Genomic DNA, 21,986 nt, shown 5'->3' with positions numbered 1-21,986 from the left:
GTCATGGCATTGAATATCCTGTACACCGCCCACGCCAAGGCCACAGGCGGCCGCAACGGCCACACGCAGACCGAAGACGGCCAGGTCTCGCACGACTTGTCGGTGCCCAAGGCCATGGGCGGCCCCGGCAAGCCCAACACCACCACACCTGAAGACCTGTTTGCCGCCGGCTATGCCGCCTGCTTTGGCTCGGCGTGCGACTTCGTTGCGAAGAGCATGCTCAAGCTCAATCCGAGCAACATCGAGATCCACTGTGATGTGGGTATCGGTACGCGCGAGGAAGGCGGTTTCGGTCTGAAGGTGGGCCTGACCGCACGGATCAGCGGTCTGTCGCAAGCCGATGCCGAGAAACTGGTGGCCCAGGCGCACCAAGTGTGCCCGTATTCGAACGCCACGCGTAACAACGTGGAAGTCACGCTCAAGACCGAGGTGGTCTGATGCCGCAGCGGCCTGTTGTTGGTGTGTTGCTGGCCGCAGGCCGCGGCAGCCGGTTTGATGCGGCGGGCGTGGCCAACAAGCTGCTTGCCCCGCTGCCCGACGGCACCCCCGTGGCGGTCCAGGCCGCGCGCCACCTCAAGCAGGCATTGGGTGACGTGGTGGCCGTGGTGCCCGCCGCTGCCACGCATGGCGCGCAGGTCGATCAGTTGGCCGCGCTATTGGGCGAAGCAGGCTGCGAAGTCCTGCGGTGTGCAGATGCCGCTCGTGGCATGGGCGCCAGCCTGGCAGCCGGTGTGGCCGCGCGCCCGCAAGCCGGCGGCTGGGTCATCGCCCTCGCCGACATGCCGTGGATTGCGCCCGAGACGATCACTCAAGTTGCCAACGCACTCGACTCGCACGCTTGCGTTGCGCCCTTTCACGCCGGGCAGCGGGGCCACCCAATCGGCTTCGGCGCCGACTTCTTCGCAGGGCTGACATCGCTTGACGGCGACGAGGGCGCGCGGCGGCTGATCGATCCCGCCAAGCTCACCCGCATTGACGCCGATGACGCGGGCATCCTGCGCGATGTCGACACGCCCGCCGATCTGGCCCCGTGATCGAACGGGGCGGCCTTACAACGAAGCGCCACCGTACTCGCCCGCCAGACATGCTCCAAAGCGCGAGCGCGCACGGCGCACGCCAGTGCAATGCCTGCGGCGATCGAACCTTGGTGAGGCACATTCGGCGCTATGCCCCGCGCGTATTCGCAGCAGATTGCCGAGCGCCGCGGTTTTCGGTGCGTGTGTCGATCTCAAACATTCGATTTCGGCAGTGTGAGGTCGACGCTCCGCCGCCAGACTGCGGCGCGCGGGGCTCAGAGGCCCGAATGCGGCCCAAAAACATCCGACCCATCGGCTCTCCGAGGCCCGTGCTTCGCCGTCAAACATTCGAAGTTGCCAGGCGGAGGCTGACGTTCCACCGTCGGAGGGTCGCCATCGTTTCTCAGAGGTCGAAAGTTTCGAGCTCAGACTGTCGAACGCGGCTGTTTGAGGCTCGAATGTCGCCCGCAGAGGTTCGAGCCCGACCCTTGGCGATCCATGCTCCAGCCAAAAACGCCCGAGTTCGGCATTTCCAGGCAGACGTCCGCCTCCGGCATGCGGCCGCATAGCTGACATCTTGCGGGCGCCGGGTCTTGAGGCCGTATGTATGTGGTGTTGCGGGGATTGGCGAATAAACGCTTGAAGCGCTCGATTAGGTCCGGATGCCGGCTTGTCTAGTGGCTTTGGACGTTGAGCAGCGGTACCTCGACAGCGCCAGAGAATTGATACTTTGCGCCTGCAGTGGTGGCGTGTAAGGTACTGGCTAGTTTCGGATACAGCCACCCCAGCAAGACCTCTCGCGCGAGCCGAATCGAGAACAACAATACAGATGGGGCCTTCCACCCATGACACCCGATTTGCGCGCCGCGCACGCTAACTCCCACCGCGAGATGCTCAAGGTCGTCATTGCGACGTCGCTGGTCACGTGTCTTGAGCTGTTCGACTTCACGGTGTTCAGCTACTTCGCTGTGATGATCGGAGACCAGTTCTTTCCGGCCACGGATCCGATGACGTCGCTGTTGCTGGCAGTCGGTACCTTTGGCGTCGGCTTCTTCATGCGACCGCTCGGCGCCATGGTGATCGGCGCTTACGCCGACCGGGTCAGCCGCCGAGCCGCCATGACGATCACCATCTGGCTGACTGCCATCGGGACGGCCGCGATTGCCGTATGTCCGCCGTTTGCGGTGATTGGCGCGGCGGCACCGTTCATCATCATCGTCGGGCGGTTGCTGCAAGGCTTTGCCGCCGGCGGTGAGGTGGGGACGGCCGTGACGTTCGCGATGGAAACTGCGCCACCATCACAAAGCGGAATTCTGGTCAGTTGGCAATACGCCAGTCAGGCTGCGGCCGCGTTGCTTGGCGCGTTGCTCGGCACACTGCTTACGAGCACGATGTCGCCGGCAAGCCTGACGCAGTGGGGTTGGCGCATCCCTTTTCTGATCGGGTTGTCGATCGTGCCCGCTGGTCTGTACCTGCGTCGTCGGCTTGTCGATAGTCCCGTTCCTGCTGCGTCCAATCGCGGCACTGCCATACCGTTTGTCGAACTGTGCCGGGAGCACGGCGGCACGCTGGCGTTGGCCACATTGACGAAAATCTGGAGCACGGTACCGGTCTACGCAGTCATTACGTATATGCCGAGCTACGTGACGCGGGTGTTGCACATGCCCCCCATCATCGGGTTCATGTCGTCGACGTTATCAACGTTGCTGTTGGTGGTGGTGTCGCCGCTGTCGGGCCTGCTGGCAGACCGGTTACCACGCCGCAAGCCAATCGTGCTCATCACATCGGGCGCGACGGCGGTCCTGGCGTACCCGGTCTTCGCGATGATGACGCATGCACTGAGCCCGCTGGCCGTCCTGCTTGGCTCTGCGCTGATCAGCGTCTTGCTGGCGCTTGGCACCAGCATCGGCGCGTTGCTTGTTCTTGAGGCGTTTCCGGCGCGGGTGCGTGCCAGCGGCTTTGCGATCTCGCATGCCCTGGGCGTCACGCTGTTTGGTGGCACCGCGCAATTCATCATCACCGGGCTGATCAAGTGGACGGGCGACCCGGTATCCGCTGCCTGGTATGTGGCGCCCGCGTGCCTGGTGAGCTTCGTTGCCGTGCTCGCGTTCAAGGAGCGCCGCGCTGCGGCCTGAAACCGCTGCTTATGTGCTGATTGCAATCGGCTCGTTGCGCGAAACCTTCGGCCGCGCGTAAGACGTTTTGCCGGACAGCGCCCGGAAGTCTTGGGGTGCCATATCGTATGCACGACGGAACGCGCGCGTGAAATCGGACGAACTCTTGAAGCCAAGCCCGAACGCGATGTCTGTCACGGTCAGGTTGGGGTGCCGGACCAGTTCGCTTGCCGCCTCGCGCAGACGCAGGTGGCGGATGTAGGCACCCAGGCCGCCCTCGTGCTGAAACAGGCGATACAACGTCTGGCGAGGCAGTTGCAGCGCCTGCAGTACGCTCTCTGGCGACAGGTCTTCCCGACGCAGATGGGCTTGAATGTAGCGCCGCACGCGACCGAACATGGCAGCCCGCGCCGCCGCGCGCGCATTGCCGCTCAGTTGGGCTTGCTTGCCGAATGCAGAGACCATGAGTTGCGTGCTCGTGCGAATGGCATTGCCCGCCGCGTGTGCGCTCATGTCTGCAATGTTCTGACTGAGTGCCGTCACGTTCTCGACGATCAGTTGCGTGAGCGGCGTCGTGTTCGCGATCAAGCGGCCGTGGATGGCTTCGGGGTCGGGAAAGATCTCTCCGACCAGTGCGCCCGGCACAAAGATGGTGGCGACCCGGCAAGCGCTGCGCTGCATGCGCACAGGCTGGCCCATGTGCAGTGTGAGGATGCTGCCAGCTGTCGGCATGCTGCCGCGCGACGAAGACGAACGCACAGCGACATCAGTGACACCACCTTCCAGAAACACGTGGAACGCGTAGTCGCGGATCGGGTCGGTCGAGATGCGCGCGAGCGAACGGTCCAGCACCATCGCATCGGACCGGCAATCGGTGAACACCAGATCGTCGACCTTGTAGCGATCGATGGCAGCGTGAAACGGCCTCTCAAGATCGGCGCGCGACGGGAGGACGTCGATGACGTGGCCGACCCGCTCTCGCCACGCCAGCAGCGGCTGCTGATGCGTTTGCGTCCGCACGTCGAAGTGGCTGTGAACGATGGAGGATTCACCCGGCGGGCGAACGTCAGGCGTGAGCGTGCACTGTTCCATGCAAGAGAGTTCCGCCCCGTGAGAATTTTGTGGTGCAGCTTTTATGTACGGCTTTTTATGGTTGGGACTGTATCGAAGAAACCGCGCGCAGCGCGGCGCCCCCCACCAAAGGGTGAGGTTCAGGACCAACACCTTGGGCGCAAAGTGACCTTGCAGGCGTTTTATGGCACTGACGATGCTTCTATATGAAGCGCGTTTGTTGTGTGTGATCGCGCCGGAGCAACGGTGCGTATTCGTGCAATTCGCGCGGCGCGATGTCGAATGCGCGACGGAATGCACGTGTAAAGCTCGACGCATCGTTGAACCCCAATCCCGAGGCAACGTCCTGTATGCCCCGGTGCGGCAGGCGCACCAACTCGTCGGCCGCCATCCGCAGCCTGCGATTGCGGATATACGCGGCCAGGCCGCCTTCATGCTCGAAGAGTCGATAGACGCTGGCGCGTGAGAAATGCAGCGATGCCAACACGCTTTCAGGCGACAGATTCGGATCACGCAGATGCATTTCCACATGCCGCCGCACCTTGCCATAGACGGCAGCGCGTACCGCCGCGCGGGCGTTGCCGGCAAAGCCCGCCTGCTGGGCGAAGGCCGCAAGGACCAGCTCCACCGCCGTGAGAAAAGACTGATGCGCTTCTTCCTTACTCAGCCCAACGATTTGCCGCCTGAGCGCGATGACATGCTCGATCAGCAGGCGCGTCAGCGGGGTGGCAGCATGAATGCAGCGGCCATGCAGCGACGCGGCATCAGGAAAGAACCGTTCCACCAGCGCGCGCGGCACAAAGAGAAGAAGGAGCCGGCCCTCAAAGCTTCGGATGGTGCAGGGCTGGTCCATGTCCAGCGCGAGGATGCTGGGCACGCGCGGAATGGGCTGCGCTTCAGTGCGCGGCTTGTTGCCCAGAAACTGCGACGGCGGCCCTTCAAGAAAGATGCTGAACGTGACATCGCGAACGCTCTCGGTCGAGACCCGACCCAACGATCGCACGGCCAGATTTGGCGCGGTGAGAAAGTCGATGAGGCTCAGGTTGTCGATCGTGTAGCGGGACAGTGATGCATCGAACGTATCCTCCGCTTGCTTGCCCGCAGGCCGAATGTCGTAGACCGGGCTCATCCGCTCCTGCCAGGCCAGAAAGCTCTTTCGTGCGTCGCCTTGAACGCTGAAATCGCTATGCACGATGCCGGGCGCGAGCGTCGGTTGCTCGGGCAACAACAGGCGGCTGAGTGGCGGCGCAGTGTGGAGCGCATCGTCGTTCAATGCAGTGCGCATCGCGGAGTCTCGAAATCGGCCCACCATGGCGGCGCGTCACACGGCAGGCGAACGTCAGCCGTGAGCGGGCAATGTTTCATGCAAGAGCGTCCCCGTCCCGTGAGTATTTTGTGGTGCGGCTTTTATGTACCGCTTCTTATCGCTGGGACTGTATCGAATAAATCGCGGGCGACGCAACGCTCCCCCACAAAGGGTGAGACACGGTACCAACACTGCGCAGCGCTTGGCAGCACCTAAGGGCGCTGCGTCAGCGCATCTTCCATCAATCCTGTCACCTCTTCCAAGGCGCGATCGCGCGGCACGCTGTGGTGGCGCGCCGCAATGGTGCGTGCCGCGTCACGGTATTTGGGGTTGCTCAACAGATCGTGGAGCACAGCGCGGAATCCGGTCTCCACATACGCCGGCAGGATGCCAAGGCCGGCGCCCATGGCGGCCACGCGCTCGGTGACCATCAGTTGCTCGATATGCTGCGGGAGCAGCAGCATCGGCACACCGGCCAACAAGCAGTTCAATGCCGTGCCGTGGCCCGCGTGGGTGATGGCCAGCGTGCAGCCGGCAAGCAGGGTGAGCAGCCGTACGGGCTGCCGATAGAGCCGCAGGCCGCGGTGGCGGTTTGCAGTCTCCCTGCTGAGGTCTGGGATGACCGCAATCACTTCGGCGCCGGAGGCTTCCAGCGCTGTCAGCACGGTATCGAGCCAGGGTTGCACTTGCAGATACACGAAGACGTGCGGCTTGTCGGGTTGCTGCCATTGCACGCGTTCGCCCGTGTCCGGCTCGGGTATCGGGCCGAGAAAGGTGGTGCCAGGCGGCCGCAACGGGGCGTAGTGGTCCAGCTCCGGTAGCGTCAACAGCCGGGTGTGGTCAGCGGTGAGTAACGTCGTGAGCGGTTGTGGCGAATCGAACAACGCTTGGATGTTGCGCTCCACGGCGGCCTGCGTTTGCGCGTGCGCTTCAGCGTTGCTCGCTTCCCAGGGGCGGAAACACGGTGCCGGAGAGAGCGTTGGCGGGATGGTAAAGCCGGTGCCGACCTGGACAGTGCCGATGCCTGCGCGCTTGGCGGCCAAGAGCGCAAGCGGCGCGTGGTCGATCACGACCAGATCGGGTTGGAGCGTGGCATACAGGTGCTGCCAGGCGTGCACCATGCCCCCCAGCAGGTCGGGCTGCGTGGCGCCATAGGTGGCGAGAATGTCGGCGTAGGTCGCAATCTCGCGGCCCAGCGTTGTGACGTTCGTCGGCGTTGGGCAGGCAAACCAGCGAATGCCGTGAGGCGCCAGATAGCGCTGGGCCGAGGCCATCGATTTCAGCCCGAACACCACGTCGTGGCCACGCGCTTGCAGCGCCAGGGCAATCGGCAGCAGGCGCCACAGATGCCCGTGGTTCTCACCCAACTCCCACGCAAAAATGATCCGGCTCATGCACGGTCCTGGTGCGTGGTGGTGCGCGTTGGCGTCGCGGGGGTGCGTGGGTGCATGCAAAAGGTTCCGGGCGATGGCGCACGGATCTTATCGACATTTCCACGCCGCGCGGAGCTTTTCAAAAACTGAGACGCACGGTCAAGACTGGCCCAAAAAAAATCGTCACTATCGGGTCCGACACACATGTGTCAGCAGTCCGGGGGGAGTCGGTAGCGGCTCAGGGCTGTCGGTCAAACGCTCGCGTGCGGCATCCGGTGCCGCGTCAGAACAGAGCCAGCCGGCAGGTTTGCCTGATCCAAGAACGTGGCTTGCAGAGGCGCGCAGAACATAACAGCGCCATTTGCCGGAACGTACCGGATTGCGAAACGGGGAAGTCGTTCGACGCAAGCAAACCGCACAGTGTTGAGGCTCGGGGGAAACCGACAGGCAGACCTTGAGCCTCAACACCTGTGGCGGGGCGCCGCTCGAATTGGCCGTTCAACCGCCTATCTCAGGTACGAAAACAATGGCTCAACGCAATCAGTTTCCTAAACAGAGCACCTTGGCGCTGGCAATCGCGGCTGCGCTCTCCAGCATGGTCCCGGCCATCGCTGCGGCCGATACGACTGTCAGCACTGCGCTCACCACCTCGCAGTTCTGGGGCGCCGGCAACTACACGGTAACCAGCAGCGGCAGCGTTTCAAGCGCTGGCACTGCGCTGGGGACCGATGGCACGCTCGGCACGCTCAGCAACAGCGGCTCGATCGTCGGGAGCAATGCCGGAATTTCCTCTTACGGTGGCTCGATCGATACGTTGAACAACGCGGCCGGCGGCGTTATCGGTGCGATCGGCCAGGCGGGGGGCAACGGCAAGGCCGGCGGAATCATAATGCCGCCTCCCATGCCGCCAATGCCGGGGCCCGGCGGGGCAGGGAGTGGGGGCGAAAACGCGTTTGGTCTGGCGGCAAGCAACATCACCACGCTGAACAACAACGGCACGATCATGGGCGTCGGCGGTAACGGCGGCGCCGGCGGTTCTGGTCTGCCCGGCGGTGTAGGTGGCGCTGGCGGTAGCGGCACGGGCCTGATCAACAGCGCCCTAATCACGACGCTGAACAACGGCGGCACCATCCTTGGCCAGGGTGGCAACGGTGGCGCTGGCGGTACGGGCGCTGCCGGCGGCGTCGGCGGCAACGGCTTCGGCATTCAGAACCAAGGGACCATCGTCTCGCTCAGCAACACCGGCATCATCAGCGGAACCGGCGGCACCAACGGAACCGGCACCAATGGCGCGGGTACGGGTAGCGGCTTAGGCATTTCCAACAGCGGTGCGATCACCACGCTGAACAACGCTGCGAGCGGCATTGTCCAAGGTGGTGTGAACGGCATCCTCAACAGTGCCGCGATCGGTACGTTGACGAACAGCGGCACCATCAGTGGTACCAGTGCCAACTCCGTTGGCGTCACAAACTACGGCGGTACGATCATCGGGTTGACCAACAACGCGAGCGGCCTCATTAGCGGTGGCATCGAAGGTATCAACAATTTCGGCACGATCCAGACGCTGAGCAACAGCGGCACCATTCTTGGCCTCCCCTCGGGCACCGGTCCCCAGAATGCCGGCGTTTTCAACGGGGGCTCGATCGGTTCGCTCACCAATAGCGGCAGCATTAGCGGCGGCGGTGTCGGCGTCAGCAACGAAGGAACGATCAACTCGCTGACCAACAGCGGTGTGATCAGCGGTCGCGCCCCGGGCCTGTACAACACCAGCACGATCGGCGCGCTGGTCAACCGCGGAACGATCAGCGGTGGCACAGTGGGCTCCATGCCATTTGTCGCCGGCATTCTCAACGGCGGGACGATCGGCGCGCTGGACAACAGCGGCACCATCACCGGCGCTGGCAATGCCATCAACAACGCCGGGTCGATCGGCCCGATCACCAACTCAGGCGTGATTGCCGGCAATATCACGAACGGGAGCCCTCAAGATCTGACCATCAATGGCGGCACGGGCACGACATTCGGCACCCTGACCGGCTTTGGCGGAACGATCGGTAGCATCGTCAGCCCCAGCGCGGGCGTCGTATTCGGCTCGGGCAACCTGGTGCTGAATGACAACATCGGTGTCGTGCTCCCCTCTCCCATCAACCCGGCCAGCGTTCGCACGGCCGGTGCCGCCTCCACCGGTTCGGTGGCGGTGAGCAACACGGGCGCGGTCCTGCAAGTCAACAACCCGATCACCATTACCGGCACCTATAGCCAGAGTGCGGCCGGTACGCTGCAGATTGGCGTGAACACTGGTGCGGTGACCAACGGCTCGCTCACCGGCGACAGTGGCTACGGTCGACTGGTGGTTTCGGGTGCAGTGAATCTTGCCGCGGGTTCGGCCGTTTCGTTTGCGCAGGTCAATCCGTATCCGTTTGCGGCGGGTCAGCGTTATGTGATCGTTGATGCGTCCAGCACCGGCACCAACTACAACGAAGGCACGCTGCGGTATGGGATTCGCGGCTACAACAGTGTCCTGACCGGCGCCAACGTTACAGCCAACGGCCGCAGCGATCTGGTGGTGACCGTGGTCAGCGCAGATCTGATCCCGACCACGAGCCCCACGCCGGCACCCGCTCCGGCACCTGCTCCGGCTCCCGCGCCTGCACCGGTTCCCAGCCCGGCGACTGTGCCGAACGCCCAAGCGGCGCTCACGGGTCTGTCGCAGTACACGGGCATCAGCGATCCGGGCCTGCTGAACCTGTACAACGCCTCGATGGCGCTGAACCTGGGCAGCACCGACGCCGCCAACCACGCCGGCAAGCAACTGAACCCGGTGTCGCAGGGGTCGACGGCCCAGGCCGCACTGGCACCGACGCTGGATGTGCTCAACATCATCTCCACGCATGCCGACAGCATGCGCCTTGCCCAGGCCGGTGGTCTGAGCGGTGTTTCGACCGGTGAAGCGGCTCCGGCATGGGGCGTGTGGGGCCAGGCATTTGGCGGCCACGCACACCAGGGCCAGCGCGATCAGGTGGACGGCTACAGCGCCAACTTCGGCGGCTTGCTGTTCGGCGTCGATCACGCGGTCAGCGACGCATGGCGCGCAGGCGGTGTGTTCAGCTACAGCAACGCCAAGATCAGCAACACGGGCGACACCGATGGCAACTCGACGCGTGTGAATTCGTTCGGCCTGATGGGCTACGCCAGCTACTCGGGCAGCCCGTGGTACGCGAACCTGTCGGCCGGTGCCGTGCAGCAGCACTACGACACCACCCGCGCCGTCAACTTCCCCGGCTTCTCGGGCAACGCCAACGGCAGCTTCAGCGGTACACAGTACGTGGCCCGCGCCGAAGCCGGCTATCCGTTCGCCACGGCCGTGGCCACGGTCACGCCGCTGGCCAGCCTGACGTATGGCTACCTGCGTCAGAACGGCTACACCGAATCGGGCGGCAATGGTGCAGCGCTGTCGGTGGGCGCGTCGCACACGACGTCGGTCACCAGCGACATCGGCGTGAAATTCTCGCGCGAGCTCGCAACCTCGTACGGCACGCTCGTGCCGGAACTGCAGGTCGCATGGCGCCATGAGTACAACAACACGCGCACTCAGACGCAAGCCAGCTTTGCAGCAGACCCGACGGGCCAGACCAGCTTCACGTCGTTGGGTGCCAGCCCTGTGACGGATTCGGCTGTGCTGTCTGCCGGTGTCAAGTTGCTGCGTGCGAACAACCTGAGCATCAGCGCGCGCTACTCGCTGCAAGTGGGCAGCGGGTACGTGTCGCATGCCGGCAGTCTGCAACTGCGTCAGTTGTTCTAATGACTTGAAGTGATGTGCCAATGGCGCGCTCTCCCGAAAGGGGAAGCGCGCTCATTGCTTTATGGGCAGTCGATCCGCCTGCCTCGGAGCAGGCGTCTGCGCCCCGTTCCTCTAAGCCAGAAAAGCGATACCGAAGGGCGCGTTTTTTGCGGGAAGGTGCGTGCTTCCTTCTAGTACGATCACGCGCTTGCTGTCATCAAGCGACCCTCTGGAGCCCCGCATGTCGAGCGCGCCCAACACAGACCCCATCAGCATTCCCGAAGCGCTCGATCGTGCGCATGCGCACTGGAATGCCGGCCAGGCGGCCGAGGCCGAAGTCTATTGTCAGCGCGTGCTGGCGGCATTCCCAGGCCAGGCCGATGCGCTGCACCTGCTTGGGCTCATGGCCCACGCCTACGGCAACCTTGACTTGGCCATCGCGCAACTGCGTCAGGCCTGCATGGCGCCGCGTGCCCCTGCCATTTACTTCAGCAACCTGGCCGAGATGTATCGCCAGAAGGGCATGCTGGTCGAAGGAGAGGAGGCCGCACAGCGCGCGGTGGCGATGGACCCATCGCTCGTGCCGGGTTGGAACAACCTCGGCATCCTGCTGCAGGAAGCGGGCAAGCTGGAGCAGAGCCTTGCGTGCCTCGAACGGGTTGTGGCGCTCACGCCCGATGCTCCCGAAGCACACAACAATCTGGCCAATACCTATCGACGCCTGGACAGGCTTGGGCAAGCAGAGCAGCACTACCGCCAGGCGTTGGCGCTGAACCCGCACTATGCCGAGGCACACAGCAACCTCGCTTTCCTGCTGACCTCGCAAGGACAGTACGACCGGGCGGCCGCAGAAGCGCGTCTGGCCATCGAACTCAACCCGCGTCTGATCGATGCCTACTTGAACCTGGCCGATGTGGAGGTGACACGCCATCGGCATGCCGCTGCGCTCCAGGTGCTGGACGCGTTGCAGGCCTTCGCGCCACAGCATCCCGCTGGTTTGACCGCCCGTGCGAAAGCGTTGACGCAACTTGAACGCCTGGACGCCGCCCTCGCTTGCGCGCAGCAAGCGATGACATTGGCCCCGCGTAGTGCCGAAGCCCGTCATGCACTGGCGCAGGTGCTTCGGGCGCTGGGCAAAACCGACGAGGCGCTCGCGCATTTCGAGCAGGCCGCAGCGTTGCCCGGCACGGTGCGGGAAGAGGCGTTGATCGGGCGCGCCACGCTCCTGATGGAGTCCGGTCAGAAGGACGCGGCTCGGATGGCTTTCGACCAGGCGCTGTCGATATTTCCAGCTTCCATACGTGTGTTGACGGCACGCGCCGAGGTCAAGACATTCCGTGCTGACGATCCGGATGTTGGCGCCATCGAAGCCTGGTTCGCCAGCGAAGCACAGAAGCCGTTGAACGAACGCATCTCGGCGCATTTCGCGTTGGGCAAGGCCTATCTGGACCTGCAGGACGCGCCGCGCGCCCTCACGCACCTGCATACCGCAAACCAGCAAAAGCGCTCGACATTCAGCTACGACGCCACGGCGACCCAGCAATGGATGGAGCGCATCGCTGAAGTCTTCACAGCCGAGCGGATGGAGCGTCTGGCGGGCGCCGGCGCGCAGTCGGATCTGCCGGTATTCATCATCGGCATGCCGCGCTCGGGCACCACGCTGGTCGAACAGATCCTGTCGTCGCACTCGCAGGTCATGGGCGCGGGCGAGCTTTCAGCGCTGCGTCAGGTGGTGGAGGGCGCCGGTCTGTTTCCCGACATCGCGCAGGTGCTGACCCCGGAGGACACGCAGCGCCTGGGCCGAACCTACCTGAACCGTATCGAACCGTTGGCACAAGGGCGGCGACGCCTGATCGACAAGATGCCGGGCAATTTCATCTATGCGGGGCTGATTCCGCTGATCCTGCCGGGTGCCCGCATCATCCATTGCCGGCGCAATCCGGTGGACACGTGCCTATCGTGCTACACGAAGCAATTCAGCGGTGAGCAGCCGTTCGCCTACGATCTGGCGGAGCTTGGTGAGTTCTACACCGACTATCAGAAGCTGATGGCCCATTGGACTCAGGTCCTGCCGGCCGATCGATTCATCGAAGTCGACTATGAACGTGTGGTGGATGATCTGGAGGGGGAAGCGAGACGTTTGGTGGGCTTCCTCGGTCTGCCTTGGGAAGACGCCTGCCTGCGTTTCCACGCAAACGAACGGGTAGTGCGTACCGCCAGCGTCAACCAGGTGCGCCAACCGATCTACACCACATCCAAGGGACGCTGGCAGAAGTACGCCAACCATCTTGGCCCGCTGCTTGCCGCCCTCGGGATGAGCGCGCCATGAATTATGTCGATGTCGCGACGATAGAACGTCAGGGCCGCGCCTTGCTGGCCGATGGGCGCCTGAACGAGGCCGAGGCGCTGGTGCGGCCATGGTTGGCATCCGGCACCGGCCCGTTGATCTTGTGGCAGGTGCTGGCCGACGCGATTCGCCCGCAAGGCAAGATTGCCGAGACACAGGCCATTCAAGAGATGCTGGTGGCCAACATGCCCGGCAATCTCACCGCGCGCTTCAATCTGGCCGAAACGCTGCTGCTGCAAGGCGATTTTGAGCGCGGCTGGCACGAGTACCACCATCGCTACGGCATGCCGCACACCGCGGCCATCGAGCGCAAAGTCCAACGTCCGCGCTGGGATGGCCGGCCCATTCCCGGCAAGACGCTGTTAATCCACGATGAACAGGGCTACGGCGATACGTTCCAGTTCCTGCGCATGGTGCGCTGGGCAAAGGAGCGCAGCGGCGCGCGCGTCATCCTGGAGGTGAACGCGGAAAGCGCATCGCTGGCCAGCCGTTACCAAGGCTTTGATGCACTGACGGCGCGCGGCCAATTGCCGCCTGCATTCGACGTGCATTGCGAGCTGATGAGCCTGCCGATGGTGATGGGCCTGAAGCTGTCTGATTTGCCTGGTGCCACCCCGTATCTGTCGGCGGACCCGCAACGCGTCGCCAAGTGGCAGGCGCGTCTGGCCGGGTTGCCCCGCCCGCTGGTGGCGCTGGTCTGGGCCGGGCGGCCCACGCACGTCAACGACGCGAATCGCTCGATGAAGCTGGCGGACCTCGCACCGTTGTGCAGGCCCGACGTCACGTTCCTCGCCATCCAGAAAGGGCCGGCCGCACAGCAGGCCGCGTCGCCACCGCCCGGTATGTCGATGGTGTCGCTCGGCAACGAGATTCAGGACTTTGAAGACACTGCCGCCATCCTCGCGGTGGCCGATCTGCTGATCTCGGTGGATTCGTCACCGGTGCATCTGGCGGGCGCGCTCGGTCGCCCCGCATGGGTGATGCTGCCGTTCGTGCCGGACTGGCGCTGGCTGCTCGAACGCAACGACACGCCGTGGTACCCGAGCGTGCGCCTGTTCCGCCAGCCGTCTCGTGGCGATTGGGGCAGCGTCATGGGTGCCATGGCGCAGGCGCTGGCACAACTCGGGGGCGTACACGCATGACCGCTCTGTCGCCTCTCACATCAAAGGTTTTGACTGCGATGTTCGCTGTGCTTCTGGTTGTGCTTTGCAGCCTGCTGTCCGACTGCACGACGCTGGACCGCGATGCCCACGCCGATGCGCTGGCGGCTCCGTTCCAACTGCATCGTGAGCAGGTAAAGACGGAGCACTTCGTGTTGACCGCTTTCGTGCGGATGACGCGTGCCGACCAGCCGATCACTGTCTACATCGAGGGCGATGGCCTGGCCTGGATTTCCCGCACGGAGCCATCGGCCGATCCGACCCCGCGCATGGCCACTGCACTTGCCCTGGCTGCAGCGGACCCGGCACCGAACGTCGTGTATCTCGCCCGGCCTTGCCAGTTCACCCCGATGGCGTTGAACCCGCTGTGTGCTGTGCCGTACTGGACCAGCAAGCGCTTCGCACCGGAAGTCGTGGCATCGATGAACGAGGCCGTGAGCCGGTTCGCAGCAAAGGCGCCTGGCCAGCCCGTTCACCTCGTCGGCTATTCAGGTGGCGGTGCGGTGGCCGTGCTGGTTGCTGCACGGCGCGCGGACATCGCATCCATCCGCACCGTGGCCGGCAACCTCGATACGGAGTTCATCAACCGCCTGCACGACGTCTCGGCGATGCCGGAATCGCTGAACCCGATCGATGCGGCGTCGCGTGTGGCAATGGTCCCGCAACTGCATTTCAGCGGCGCGGACGACGCCGTGGTGCCACCGGAAGTGGCGCAGCGTTTTGTGCGGGCCACCGGCGGCCGATGTGCACAGGCCAACATCGTGCCGGGCCTGGACCACGGCGGAGATTGGGCCGAGCAATGGCCGGCGCTGCTTCCGTTGGCACCCGTCTGCAAAGCACGCTAAGGAGCAAGGCATGCAGCCGGTTCCATCCACACTCTGGCTGACGGGGCTCAGCGCCGCCGGCAAGACCACAGTGGCCCTGGCCGTGGCCGAATCGCTCACCGCCCAAGGCGTGCCGTGCCGCGTGCTCGACGGTGATGCCGTGCGTAAGCAGCTCTGCTCGGATCTTGGATTCTCCCGGGCTGATCGCAGCGAGAACGTACGCCGTGTGGCGCAATGGTGTGCGCAAATCAACAACACCGGCACGTGGGCAATTGCCGCCCTGATCTCGCCTTACCGCGATGACCGCGAGCGTGCCCGACAGATCGTCGGCGCGTCGCGCTTTCATGAGGTGCATGTCGCGACGCCGCTGTCCGTGTGCGAGGCGCGTGACCCGAAAGGGCTATACAGGAGTGCTCGCGCTGGAGCGATCTCCAGCTTTACCGGCATCAGCGATATCTATGAGCCGCCACAGGCTCCGGCGTTGTCGATTGATACCGATCGGCAATCGACGCAGGCATGTGTCTTAGCCACACTGGCGTTGCTTGGGATGACTATCGCAAGCGCCAGGCCCCCGGCGCGCCTCGCGTAGGCGCGCAACCTTGTTTGGCGGACGAGTTCGCCAATGCCGTGAGGAACTGATTCCGGTGTAGGGTCAAACTTGGTCCGTCTCGTCGTCGATAGACAAGCCTTGGCGGCGCATCGTACTGGGCGCCACGCCATACCAGCGCTTGAAAGCTTGCGAGAAGGTGGACAAGTCGGCGAAGCCAAGCCGCTCCGCGATCTCGCTGAGCGCAAGCTCACCCTCCTTGAGCAGCGCCTCGGCCATCGCACCGCGTGATTCGGCCAGCAACGCTCTGAAGGTTGTGCCTTCATCGTGCAGCCGACGCTTGAGCGTGCGTTCACTGGTGTTCATCAGGCGCGCCATGCTGCTTAGCGTAGAGAGCGTGTTGCCTGGCGCTGCGCTCAAGTAATGGCGGATCATTGCCGCAGTGCCCACACGTAGGCGCCGCTCTTCAATGAGACGGCTGCACATCTGCTCGCACATCGAAGCCGTGATGGGGTTGGCGTGTGGCAGTGGCCGGCTCAGAAATATTCGGTCGAACGCAAGACTGTTGACGTGCGCTGAATATTCCGGCTCCGCGGCGAAGAGCTTCCGGCGCATCGGAGAAGGTCCACGCGTGAGCGGAGGGCTGGCCCTGAGCGTAAAACGAGAGAGTGCAAAGTCGTCTCCCCCGATTTCCTTCAGCAAGATCGCGGCGGCGGCCATGTCGCGCTCCACAACAAAACGCTTCACCTCATCGGCGAGTTCCGGCTCGCCAAAACTCAGCACGGCGAGATGGCCCTCTTCGTGATACGTGATCACCGTAAATGCGTAGGTGAGCGGCAGGAAACGCAAAGCCAACGCCATGGCATCGCCCGCCGTGGCGCTGCTGATCAGGCCGTAGCCCCACACCCCATACGCCGAAAAGTGGTAGCGCAGCCCCAGCTCCAATCCGAGCCCCGGCGGATGCTTCAACAGGCGCAGCAGGTTGCTGACCACGCGCAGCTCTTGCGCCGCCGTGACTTCCATATTCGGGTCGGACAGTTGGGCCAGCGACAGCTGCGTGCCGGCCAGCAGCTTTGCCGGCGAAAGCCCGCGCTCCTGCCCGAAATCGACCAGCAAGCGCGCGCTGGCCGGGCTCCGAGTGAACTCCCAGAAACGCATACGGAGAAACCCTTGGGACGTGTCATTTGGCCCAAATACTAAAACAGTTGTCCCCGCGCGCCATTGGTGTTTTCCCATGCCGGAAGCAACATCAAGCCCATCCGATATGCCGCCCCGGTGGTGTTGCACCGCACGCTCCTGACAAGACACAGCGCTTCCCGAGCCCGCAGCGCCAGCCTCGCACGTCGGATCGTCAAGCGGCTGGCGGTTCCCAGCGCTTGGCTCAAAAGACATTGTGGAGACAACAACATGGGCAACATCTTCGACTACGTCATTGTGGGCGGCGGGTCCGCCGGCAGCGTCGTGGCAGGGCGACTTACTGAAGACCCGCAGGTGACGGTCTGCGTTTTGGAGGCGGGCGGTGGCGGCAGCGAACTCGTCATCAATGTCCCGACCGGCGCCGTTGCGATGCTGCCGACCAAGCTCAACAACTGGGCATTCGAGACCGTGCCCCAGCCCGGACTCGGTGGGCGCAGGGGATACCAACCGCGAGGCAAGGCACTGGGTGGCTCATCGGCGATCAACGCGATGGTCTACATACGCGGGCATCGCAATGACTACGACGACTGGGCCGCGCGCGGCAATGTCGGTTGGTCATATGAAGACGTGCTGCCGTATTTCCGGCTCAGCGAGCACAACGAGCGGCTCGACAACGCATGGCATGGCCGGGATGGTCCGCTCTGGGTCAGCGACCTGCGCTCTGACAACCCCTTCCAGGCCCGCTACTTGGAAGCCGCACGCCAAGCGGGGCTGCCACTGACGGATGACTTCAACGGTGCAGAACAGGAAGGCGTCGGCATTTACCAGGTGACGCAAAAGCACGGCGAGCGATGGAGCGCAGCACGCGCCTACCTGCTGCCGCACATCGGGCGGCGGGACAACCTGAGCGTCAAGACGCATGCGCAAGTCCAGCGCATCCTGTTCGAGGGCAACCGGGCCGTGGGCGTTGAAATGCTGCAAGGTGGCCAGCTTCACACCGTGCGGGCACGCCGCGAAGTGGTACTGGCCGCCGGCGCATTCCAGACACCCCAGTTGCTGATGCTCTCCGGCATCGGCCCTTCTCATGAACTGGAACGCCTCGGCATTCAGACGCGCGCGCACCTGCCGGGGGTGGGCAAGAACTTGCAAGACCATCCGGATTTCATCTTCGGCTACCGGGCGCGCAGCCTCGACACGATGGGTGTGTCGATCGGCGGCGGCCTGCGCATGCTGAAAGAGATCCGACGTTTCCGCCAGGAACGGCGAGGCGCGCTCACGTCAAACTTTGCCGAAGGCGGCGGCTTTCTCAAGACCCGCGCCGGGCTCGCGATGCCCGATATCCAGCTCCATTTTGTCGTCGCGCTGGTAGACGACCATGCGCGGTCGTTTCATCTGGGTCACGGGCTGTCTTGCCATGTCTGCCTGCTGCGTCCGCGCAGCCGCGGCTCCGTCACCCTGCAGAGCAACAACCCCCAGGACGCACCGCTGATCGACCCCGCGTTCTTCCAGGCACCGCAGGATCTGGAAGACATGGTGGCGGGCTTCAAGCTCACGCGCAGGCTGATGCAAGCGCCAGCGCTGGCCGAATGGATCACGAAGGATGTATTCACCGCCAACGTGAACACCGACGATGAGATTCGCGAGGTCCTGCGGCAGCGCACCGACACCGTCTACCACCCGGTCGGCACATGCCGGATGGGCAACGACTCGCACGCCGTCGTGGACCCTCAACTGCGCGTGCGCGGTCTGGAGGGGCTACGCATCGTTGATGCCTCAGTCATGCCAACGCTCATCGGCGGCAACACCAATGCGCCGACGATCATGATTGCCGAGAAGGCGGTCGACATGATGCGGGGCCGCAGCCGGGTTCAGCCAGCGCCACGCGAAGCGGTCTCCGTGCCCGCGCAGTCCCAATTCAATGCCTTGGAGGAAAGCAGCCATGCTTTCAGCTAACCCCAACCGCCCGTCCGACGCGGCAACACCGCACGCAGCCATCATCATCGGGTCGGGCTTTGCCGGCATTGGCATGGCCGTGGCGTTCAAGCAGGCCGGGCTGCACGACTTCGTCATCCTGGAGCGGGCACACGACGTTGGCGGCGTCTGGCGCGACAACAGTTATCCGGGGGCGGCGTGCGACGTGCCCTCACACCTGTATTCCTTCTCTTTCGAGCCCAACCCGAACTGGTCGCGCACCTTTGCGCCTCAAGCGGAAATCCACGCGTACCTGCAGCATTGCGCGCGCAAATACGCCGTCGAACCGCACATCAGGTTTGGCGCCGAAGTCGCGTGTGCGCAGTATGACGAACAGCATTCGGTCTGGCGGGTCACGCTACAGGATGGGACAACGCTAAGCGCGACCCTGCTCATCAGCGGCACTGGGCAGTTGAGCCGCCCCGCCTTCCCGCAGTTGCCGGGCATGGAAACCTTCAAGGGGCACACCTTCCACTCCGCGCACTGGGATCACGACTACGCGCTGTCAGGCAAGCGCGTGGCGGTGGTGGGAACGGGCGCTTCGGCCATCCAGTTCGTGCCGGCCATCGCAGATGCCGTGCAGCAACTCACGGTCTTCCAGCGCTCGCCGGCCTACATCATGCCTCGCCCCGATCGCGCCTATCGGCCTTGGGAGAAGGCAGTGTTCCGCGCGCTGCCATGGACGATGAAGCTGCACCGCGCCATGATCTACACGCGCTATGAATCTCGCGCGCTGGCGTTTACGCGCTTCAAGGGGCTCATGCGACTGGCGGTGGGCGTGCCGTTCCGGCGGCTACTCTCAAAACAGGTTCCCGATGCCGCGCTGCGCGCCAAGCTCCAGCCCGACTATCCAATCGGCTGCAAGCGCATCCTGCTCTCAAGCGAATACCTCGCGGCCATGAGCAAGCCCAACGTTCACCTGGTCACCGAAGGCATCCGCAGGGTGACCCCCGAAGGCATCGAAACCGTTGACGGCACGCACCACCAGGTCGACGCCATCATCTACGGCACAGGCTTTGCCGCCACTGAATTCCTCTCGCCCATGCGGATTACCGGGCGCGCGGGTCTGGACCTGAACGATGCCTGGCGACGGGGGGCAGAGGCATACCTTGGCTTGACTGTGCCGGGCTTCCCCAACTTCTTCATGTTGTACGGACCGAACACGAATCTTGGGCACAACTCCATCGTCTACATGCTGGAGAGCCAGATCGCCCACGTCATCCGCTGCTGCAAAGCGATGACGGCAACCCATACGACCAGTATCGAAACGGATGCGCGCCGCTACCGGCGTTTCAATGCGCACATTCAGCAGCGCCTGGCGAAAACCGTCTGGAGCGGGTGCAAGAGCTGGTACGTGGATGCAAGCGGGCACAACAGCACCAATTGGCCCGGCTTTACGCTGACCTACCGCTGGCTGACCCGGTTTTCGAGCCTGCAGGCATACCGCCTGACGCGAGCGCTGCCAGGACCGGTGGGGCCGACCGATGGCGTTGCCGTGGCCGAACCGCCAGGGTGGTGGGAGGCGGCCAACGCATGGTTCCTGCGGAACTTCCTGCGCATCGGTTTTCGCTCGCTCATCGGCCCGCCTTTTGGTGTTGCCGTGCAGCGCAGCGTCGTGCGCCTGCTTTCCCCGCTTATGCCGGGTGCGCGCGGGGTGATCCGCTACCGGAACTTGGTGAGCAACGTGCCGGTGGAAGTCGTAGCGCCCAAGCTCGGCGAGACCGACGGCGCCATGCTCTACCTGCATGGCGGTGCCTTTTGCCTGGGAGGCCCCGGCACGCACCGCAGCATCACGACCCGCCTGGCGGTGGAATCGGGCATGCCGGTCTGCGTGCCCAACTACCGGCTTGCGCCTGAGCACCCGTACCCTGCTGCGCTGCACGATGCGCTGGCGTGCTACGACGCGCTGCGCAGCCAGGGCTATGCCGCTGAGAAGATCGTCGTCGCGGGCGATTCTGCAGGTGGCGCACTGGCCCTGGCACTGGCGCTTGCACTGCGGGAGCGCGGCGATGCCGCTCCTGCAGGCCTGCTGCTGATCTCACCCGTGACCGATGCCACGTTGAGCGGCGACACGCTGGTGTCTCAGCGGACCCACGATCCGATGATCCGCCGCGGCTGGCTCGAGCAAGGACTGCGCTGGTATCAGGCACCCGCCGGAGCTGCCGAGCACACGCCGCTCAAGGTGGATTTGCGTGGCCTCCCGCCCATGCTGATCCAAGTTGGCGAACACGAAGTGCTGCGATCGGATGCTACCCGGCTGGCGGACCACGCTGCGGGCTGCGGCGTGCCGTGCCGCATCGAAGTCCACGCCGCGCGCTGGCATGTGTTTCACCTTCAATCGTTTTATCTGCGCTCCGCAGTTGAGGCCCTGCGCACGCTCGCAGATTTTGCCCGAGAGCGGATAGCGAGCGGGGCAAGCGTCGCACGTGCCGACGTGCCGCCGCTTGGATGACCAGGCATGGGGCGTATCACACCGAAGCCGCGACAAGGCGCACTGATTTCCGGTGACCAAGCAAGCCAGACACGCGAGCGGATCGTGGCTTACGCCTTGAAGGCCTTTAACGAGGTCGGTGTGGCGGGCGTCACGACAACCGGCCTCTGTGCGGGGCTCGACATGAGCCCCGGCCATTTTTACTACTACTTTCGCGGCAAGGAAGCGGTCGTGATGCATCTCTTCGATCGCTTCAAACGCGACATGCAGGCGCAACTCCGTGGTCGTCCGGGCGGCGCCCTGTCGGGCGAGCGCCTATCCGAACGCCTGCTCAAGGTTCTCGATTGCGTCTGGGAATATCGGTTTCTTTACCGGGACATGAATGGGCTGATTGCATCAAGCCGGATGCTTGAGCAAGGGTTCAAGGAATTGATCGACCAAAGCGTGCACGCTCTGAGTGCCGCGCTCTGCGTAGACCGATCTGAGCATCAGGGTGGGCCGCGCCTGGCTCAACTGGAAACGGCTTGCCGCTGCGCGGTCATCGTGGCGACGTATTGGCTTTCATTCCAGTTCCTACATAACGCTAGGCAATTCAATGACCGGAACCCTATGACGCACGCGATTCACAAGGCACGCGACCAGATACTGGCATTGTTGCGGCCGTTTCTAGAGACACCGCCGGACGACGCCTGCGCAGCAGCGTTGGACTGTGCACGGCGCGCGCGCGAGGTCGACGCGTCAGTCTCACCAGCATCATCGAAGCAGCCCGATATTGCGCGGTTGAATCGCCCCGGCTTTCCTAGACACCCGCGAGCCGTTGGGAATGGCGTTGTTCGAACTCTACCGGTGATAGACCGTTGGCGCTCGAATGACGCCGTGTTGGGTTGTAAAACATCTCGATGTAGTTG

The 21,986-nt window shown here is 63.9% G+C and carries 15 protein-coding genes and 1 pseudogene; 11 read left to right on the top strand and 5 right to left on the bottom strand.

The window, feature by feature from the left end:
- Positions 1-3: 3 nt before the first annotated feature.
- The 3 genes from NKG59_RS19745 to NKG59_RS19735 all read left to right on the top strand — a co-directional run bounded on the left by NKG59_RS19745 (position 4) and on the right by NKG59_RS19735 (position 3,151).
- A complete protein-coding gene (locus NKG59_RS19745; protein WP_009240025.1) occupies positions 4-438 on the top strand; it encodes an organic hydroperoxide resistance protein in 435 nt (144 codons plus the stop codon).
- On the top strand, positions 438-1,034 hold the full coding sequence (locus NKG59_RS19740) for a nucleotidyltransferase family protein (protein ID WP_045205836.1): 597 nt from the start codon (positions 438-440) through the stop codon (positions 1,032-1,034). The genes NKG59_RS19745 and NKG59_RS19740 overlap by 1 nt, the downstream gene beginning before the upstream one ends.
- A gap of 827 nt (positions 1,035-1,861) precedes the next feature.
- Entirely contained in the window at positions 1,862-3,151 is a 1,290-nt protein-coding gene (locus NKG59_RS19735) for an MFS transporter (RefSeq protein ID WP_253540181.1), read from the top strand.
- 9 nt (positions 3,152-3,160) lie between these two features.
- Here NKG59_RS19735 and NKG59_RS19730 read toward each other — a convergent pair whose 3' ends face one another.
- The 3 genes from NKG59_RS19730 to NKG59_RS19720 form a co-directional block, all read right to left on the bottom strand.
- A complete protein-coding gene (locus tag NKG59_RS19730; protein WP_253540177.1) occupies positions 3,161-4,222 on the bottom strand; it encodes an AraC family transcriptional regulator in 1,062 nt (353 codons plus the stop codon).
- A gap of 181 nt (positions 4,223-4,403) precedes the next feature.
- Complete coding sequence (locus NKG59_RS19725) at positions 4,404-5,474, bottom strand: helix-turn-helix domain-containing protein (RefSeq protein WP_253540174.1); 1,071 nt, start codon at positions 5,472-5,474, stop codon at positions 4,404-4,406.
- A gap of 245 nt (positions 5,475-5,719) precedes the next feature.
- On the bottom strand, positions 5,720-6,901 hold the full coding sequence (locus tag NKG59_RS19720; protein WP_253540171.1) for a glycosyltransferase: 1,182 nt from the start codon (positions 6,899-6,901) through the stop codon (positions 5,720-5,722).
- Between the two features lie 505 nt (positions 6,902-7,406).
- Here NKG59_RS19720 and NKG59_RS19715 point away from each other — a divergent pair.
- The 5 genes from NKG59_RS19715 (at position 7,407) to cysC (ending at position 15,581) form a co-directional block, all read left to right on the top strand.
- Positions 7,407-10,682: an autotransporter outer membrane beta-barrel domain-containing protein gene (locus tag NKG59_RS19715; RefSeq protein ID WP_253540168.1), complete on the top strand. Its 3,276-nt coding sequence runs from the start codon at positions 7,407-7,409 to the stop codon at positions 10,680-10,682.
- A gap of 220 nt (positions 10,683-10,902) precedes the next feature.
- Complete coding sequence (locus tag NKG59_RS19710) at positions 10,903-12,990, top strand: tetratricopeptide repeat-containing sulfotransferase family protein (RefSeq protein ID WP_253540165.1); 2,088 nt, start codon at positions 10,903-10,905, stop codon at positions 12,988-12,990.
- Positions 12,987-14,150, top strand: a complete 1,164-nt coding sequence (locus tag NKG59_RS19705) for a glycosyltransferase family 9 protein (RefSeq protein ID WP_253540162.1) — start codon at positions 12,987-12,989, stop codon at positions 14,148-14,150. Before NKG59_RS19710 ends, NKG59_RS19705 begins: the two co-directional genes overlap by 4 nt.
- Before the next feature lie 38 nt (positions 14,151-14,188).
- A complete protein-coding gene (locus tag NKG59_RS19700; protein ID WP_253540159.1) occupies positions 14,189-15,013 on the top strand; it encodes an alpha/beta hydrolase in 825 nt (274 codons plus the stop codon).
- 10 nt (positions 15,014-15,023) lie between these two features.
- Complete coding sequence (gene cysC, locus NKG59_RS19695; protein ID WP_253540157.1) at positions 15,024-15,581, top strand: adenylyl-sulfate kinase; 558 nt, start codon at positions 15,024-15,026, stop codon at positions 15,579-15,581.
- 63 nt (positions 15,582-15,644) lie between these two features.
- Here cysC and NKG59_RS19690 read toward each other — a convergent pair whose 3' ends face one another.
- Complete coding sequence (locus tag NKG59_RS19690) at positions 15,645-16,697, bottom strand: AraC family transcriptional regulator (RefSeq protein WP_253540942.1); 1,053 nt, start codon at positions 16,695-16,697, stop codon at positions 15,645-15,647.
- Between the two features lie 249 nt (positions 16,698-16,946).
- Between NKG59_RS19690 and NKG59_RS19685 the strand changes: the two genes are divergently transcribed.
- The 3 genes and pseudogenes from NKG59_RS19685 to NKG59_RS19675 all read left to right on the top strand — a co-directional run.
- On the top strand, positions 16,947-18,629 hold the full coding sequence (locus NKG59_RS19685) for a GMC family oxidoreductase (protein WP_253540154.1): 1,683 nt from the start codon (positions 16,947-16,949) through the stop codon (positions 18,627-18,629).
- The gene (locus tag NKG59_RS19680) at positions 18,616-21,099 is read left to right on the top strand and encodes a flavin-containing monooxygenase (protein ID WP_253540152.1); all 2,484 of its coding nucleotides are present in this window, start codon (positions 18,616-18,618) and stop codon (positions 21,097-21,099) included. The genes NKG59_RS19685 and NKG59_RS19680 overlap by 14 nt, the downstream gene beginning before the upstream one ends.
- Positions 21,100-21,105: 6 nt before the next feature.
- Positions 21,106-21,693, top strand: a pseudogene (locus NKG59_RS19675) (TetR/AcrR family transcriptional regulator); the annotation flags it as partial.
- Positions 21,694-21,877: 184 nt separating this feature from the next.
- Here the strand turns inward: NKG59_RS19675 and NKG59_RS19670 are convergent.
- Positions 21,878-21,986 (bottom strand): IS3 family transposase (locus NKG59_RS19670; protein WP_248137186.1); only part of this gene is annotated, 109 nt, incomplete at its 5' end.

Origin of the sequence: Ralstonia chuxiongensis, from assembly GCF_024158925.1 — a bacterium.
Taxonomy (GTDB): Bacteria; Pseudomonadota; Gammaproteobacteria; order Burkholderiales; family Burkholderiaceae; genus Ralstonia; species Ralstonia chuxiongensis.
This window is presented reverse-complemented; position numbering and strand designations above follow the sequence as displayed.

Excerpts from the sequence above, each read along its gene's own strand:
- NKG59_RS19745 (WP_009240025.1), top strand. The coding sequence starts at position 4 with ATGGCATTGAATATCCTGTACACCGCCCACGCCAAGGCCACAGGCGGC.
- NKG59_RS19740 (WP_045205836.1), top strand. The coding sequence starts at position 438 with ATGCCGCAGCGGCCTGTTGTTGGTGTGTTGCTGGCCGCAGGCCGCGGC.
- NKG59_RS19735 (WP_253540181.1), top strand. The coding sequence starts at position 1,862 with ATGACACCCGATTTGCGCGCCGCGCACGCTAACTCCCACCGCGAGATG.
- NKG59_RS19730 (WP_253540177.1), bottom strand. The coding sequence starts at position 4,222 with ATGGAACAGTGCACGCTCACGCCTGACGTTCGCCCGCCGGGTGAATCC.
- NKG59_RS19720 (WP_253540171.1), bottom strand. The coding sequence starts at position 6,901 with ATGAGCCGGATCATTTTTGCGTGGGAGTTGGGTGAGAACCACGGGCAT.
- NKG59_RS19715 (WP_253540168.1), top strand. The coding sequence starts at position 7,407 with ATGGCTCAACGCAATCAGTTTCCTAAACAGAGCACCTTGGCGCTGGCA.
- NKG59_RS19710 (WP_253540165.1), top strand. The coding sequence starts at position 10,903 with ATGTCGAGCGCGCCCAACACAGACCCCATCAGCATTCCCGAAGCGCTC.
- NKG59_RS19705 (WP_253540162.1), top strand. The coding sequence starts at position 12,987 with ATGAATTATGTCGATGTCGCGACGATAGAACGTCAGGGCCGCGCCTTG.
- NKG59_RS19700 (WP_253540159.1), top strand. The coding sequence starts at position 14,189 with ATGTTCGCTGTGCTTCTGGTTGTGCTTTGCAGCCTGCTGTCCGACTGC.
- cysC (WP_253540157.1), top strand. The coding sequence starts at position 15,024 with ATGCAGCCGGTTCCATCCACACTCTGGCTGACGGGGCTCAGCGCCGCC.
- NKG59_RS19690 (WP_253540942.1), bottom strand. The coding sequence starts at position 16,697 with ATGCGTTTCTGGGAGTTCACTCGGAGCCCGGCCAGCGCGCGCTTGCTG.
- NKG59_RS19685 (WP_253540154.1), top strand. The coding sequence starts at position 16,947 with ATGGGCAACATCTTCGACTACGTCATTGTGGGCGGCGGGTCCGCCGGC.
- NKG59_RS19680 (WP_253540152.1), top strand. The coding sequence starts at position 18,616 with ATGCTTTCAGCTAACCCCAACCGCCCGTCCGACGCGGCAACACCGCAC.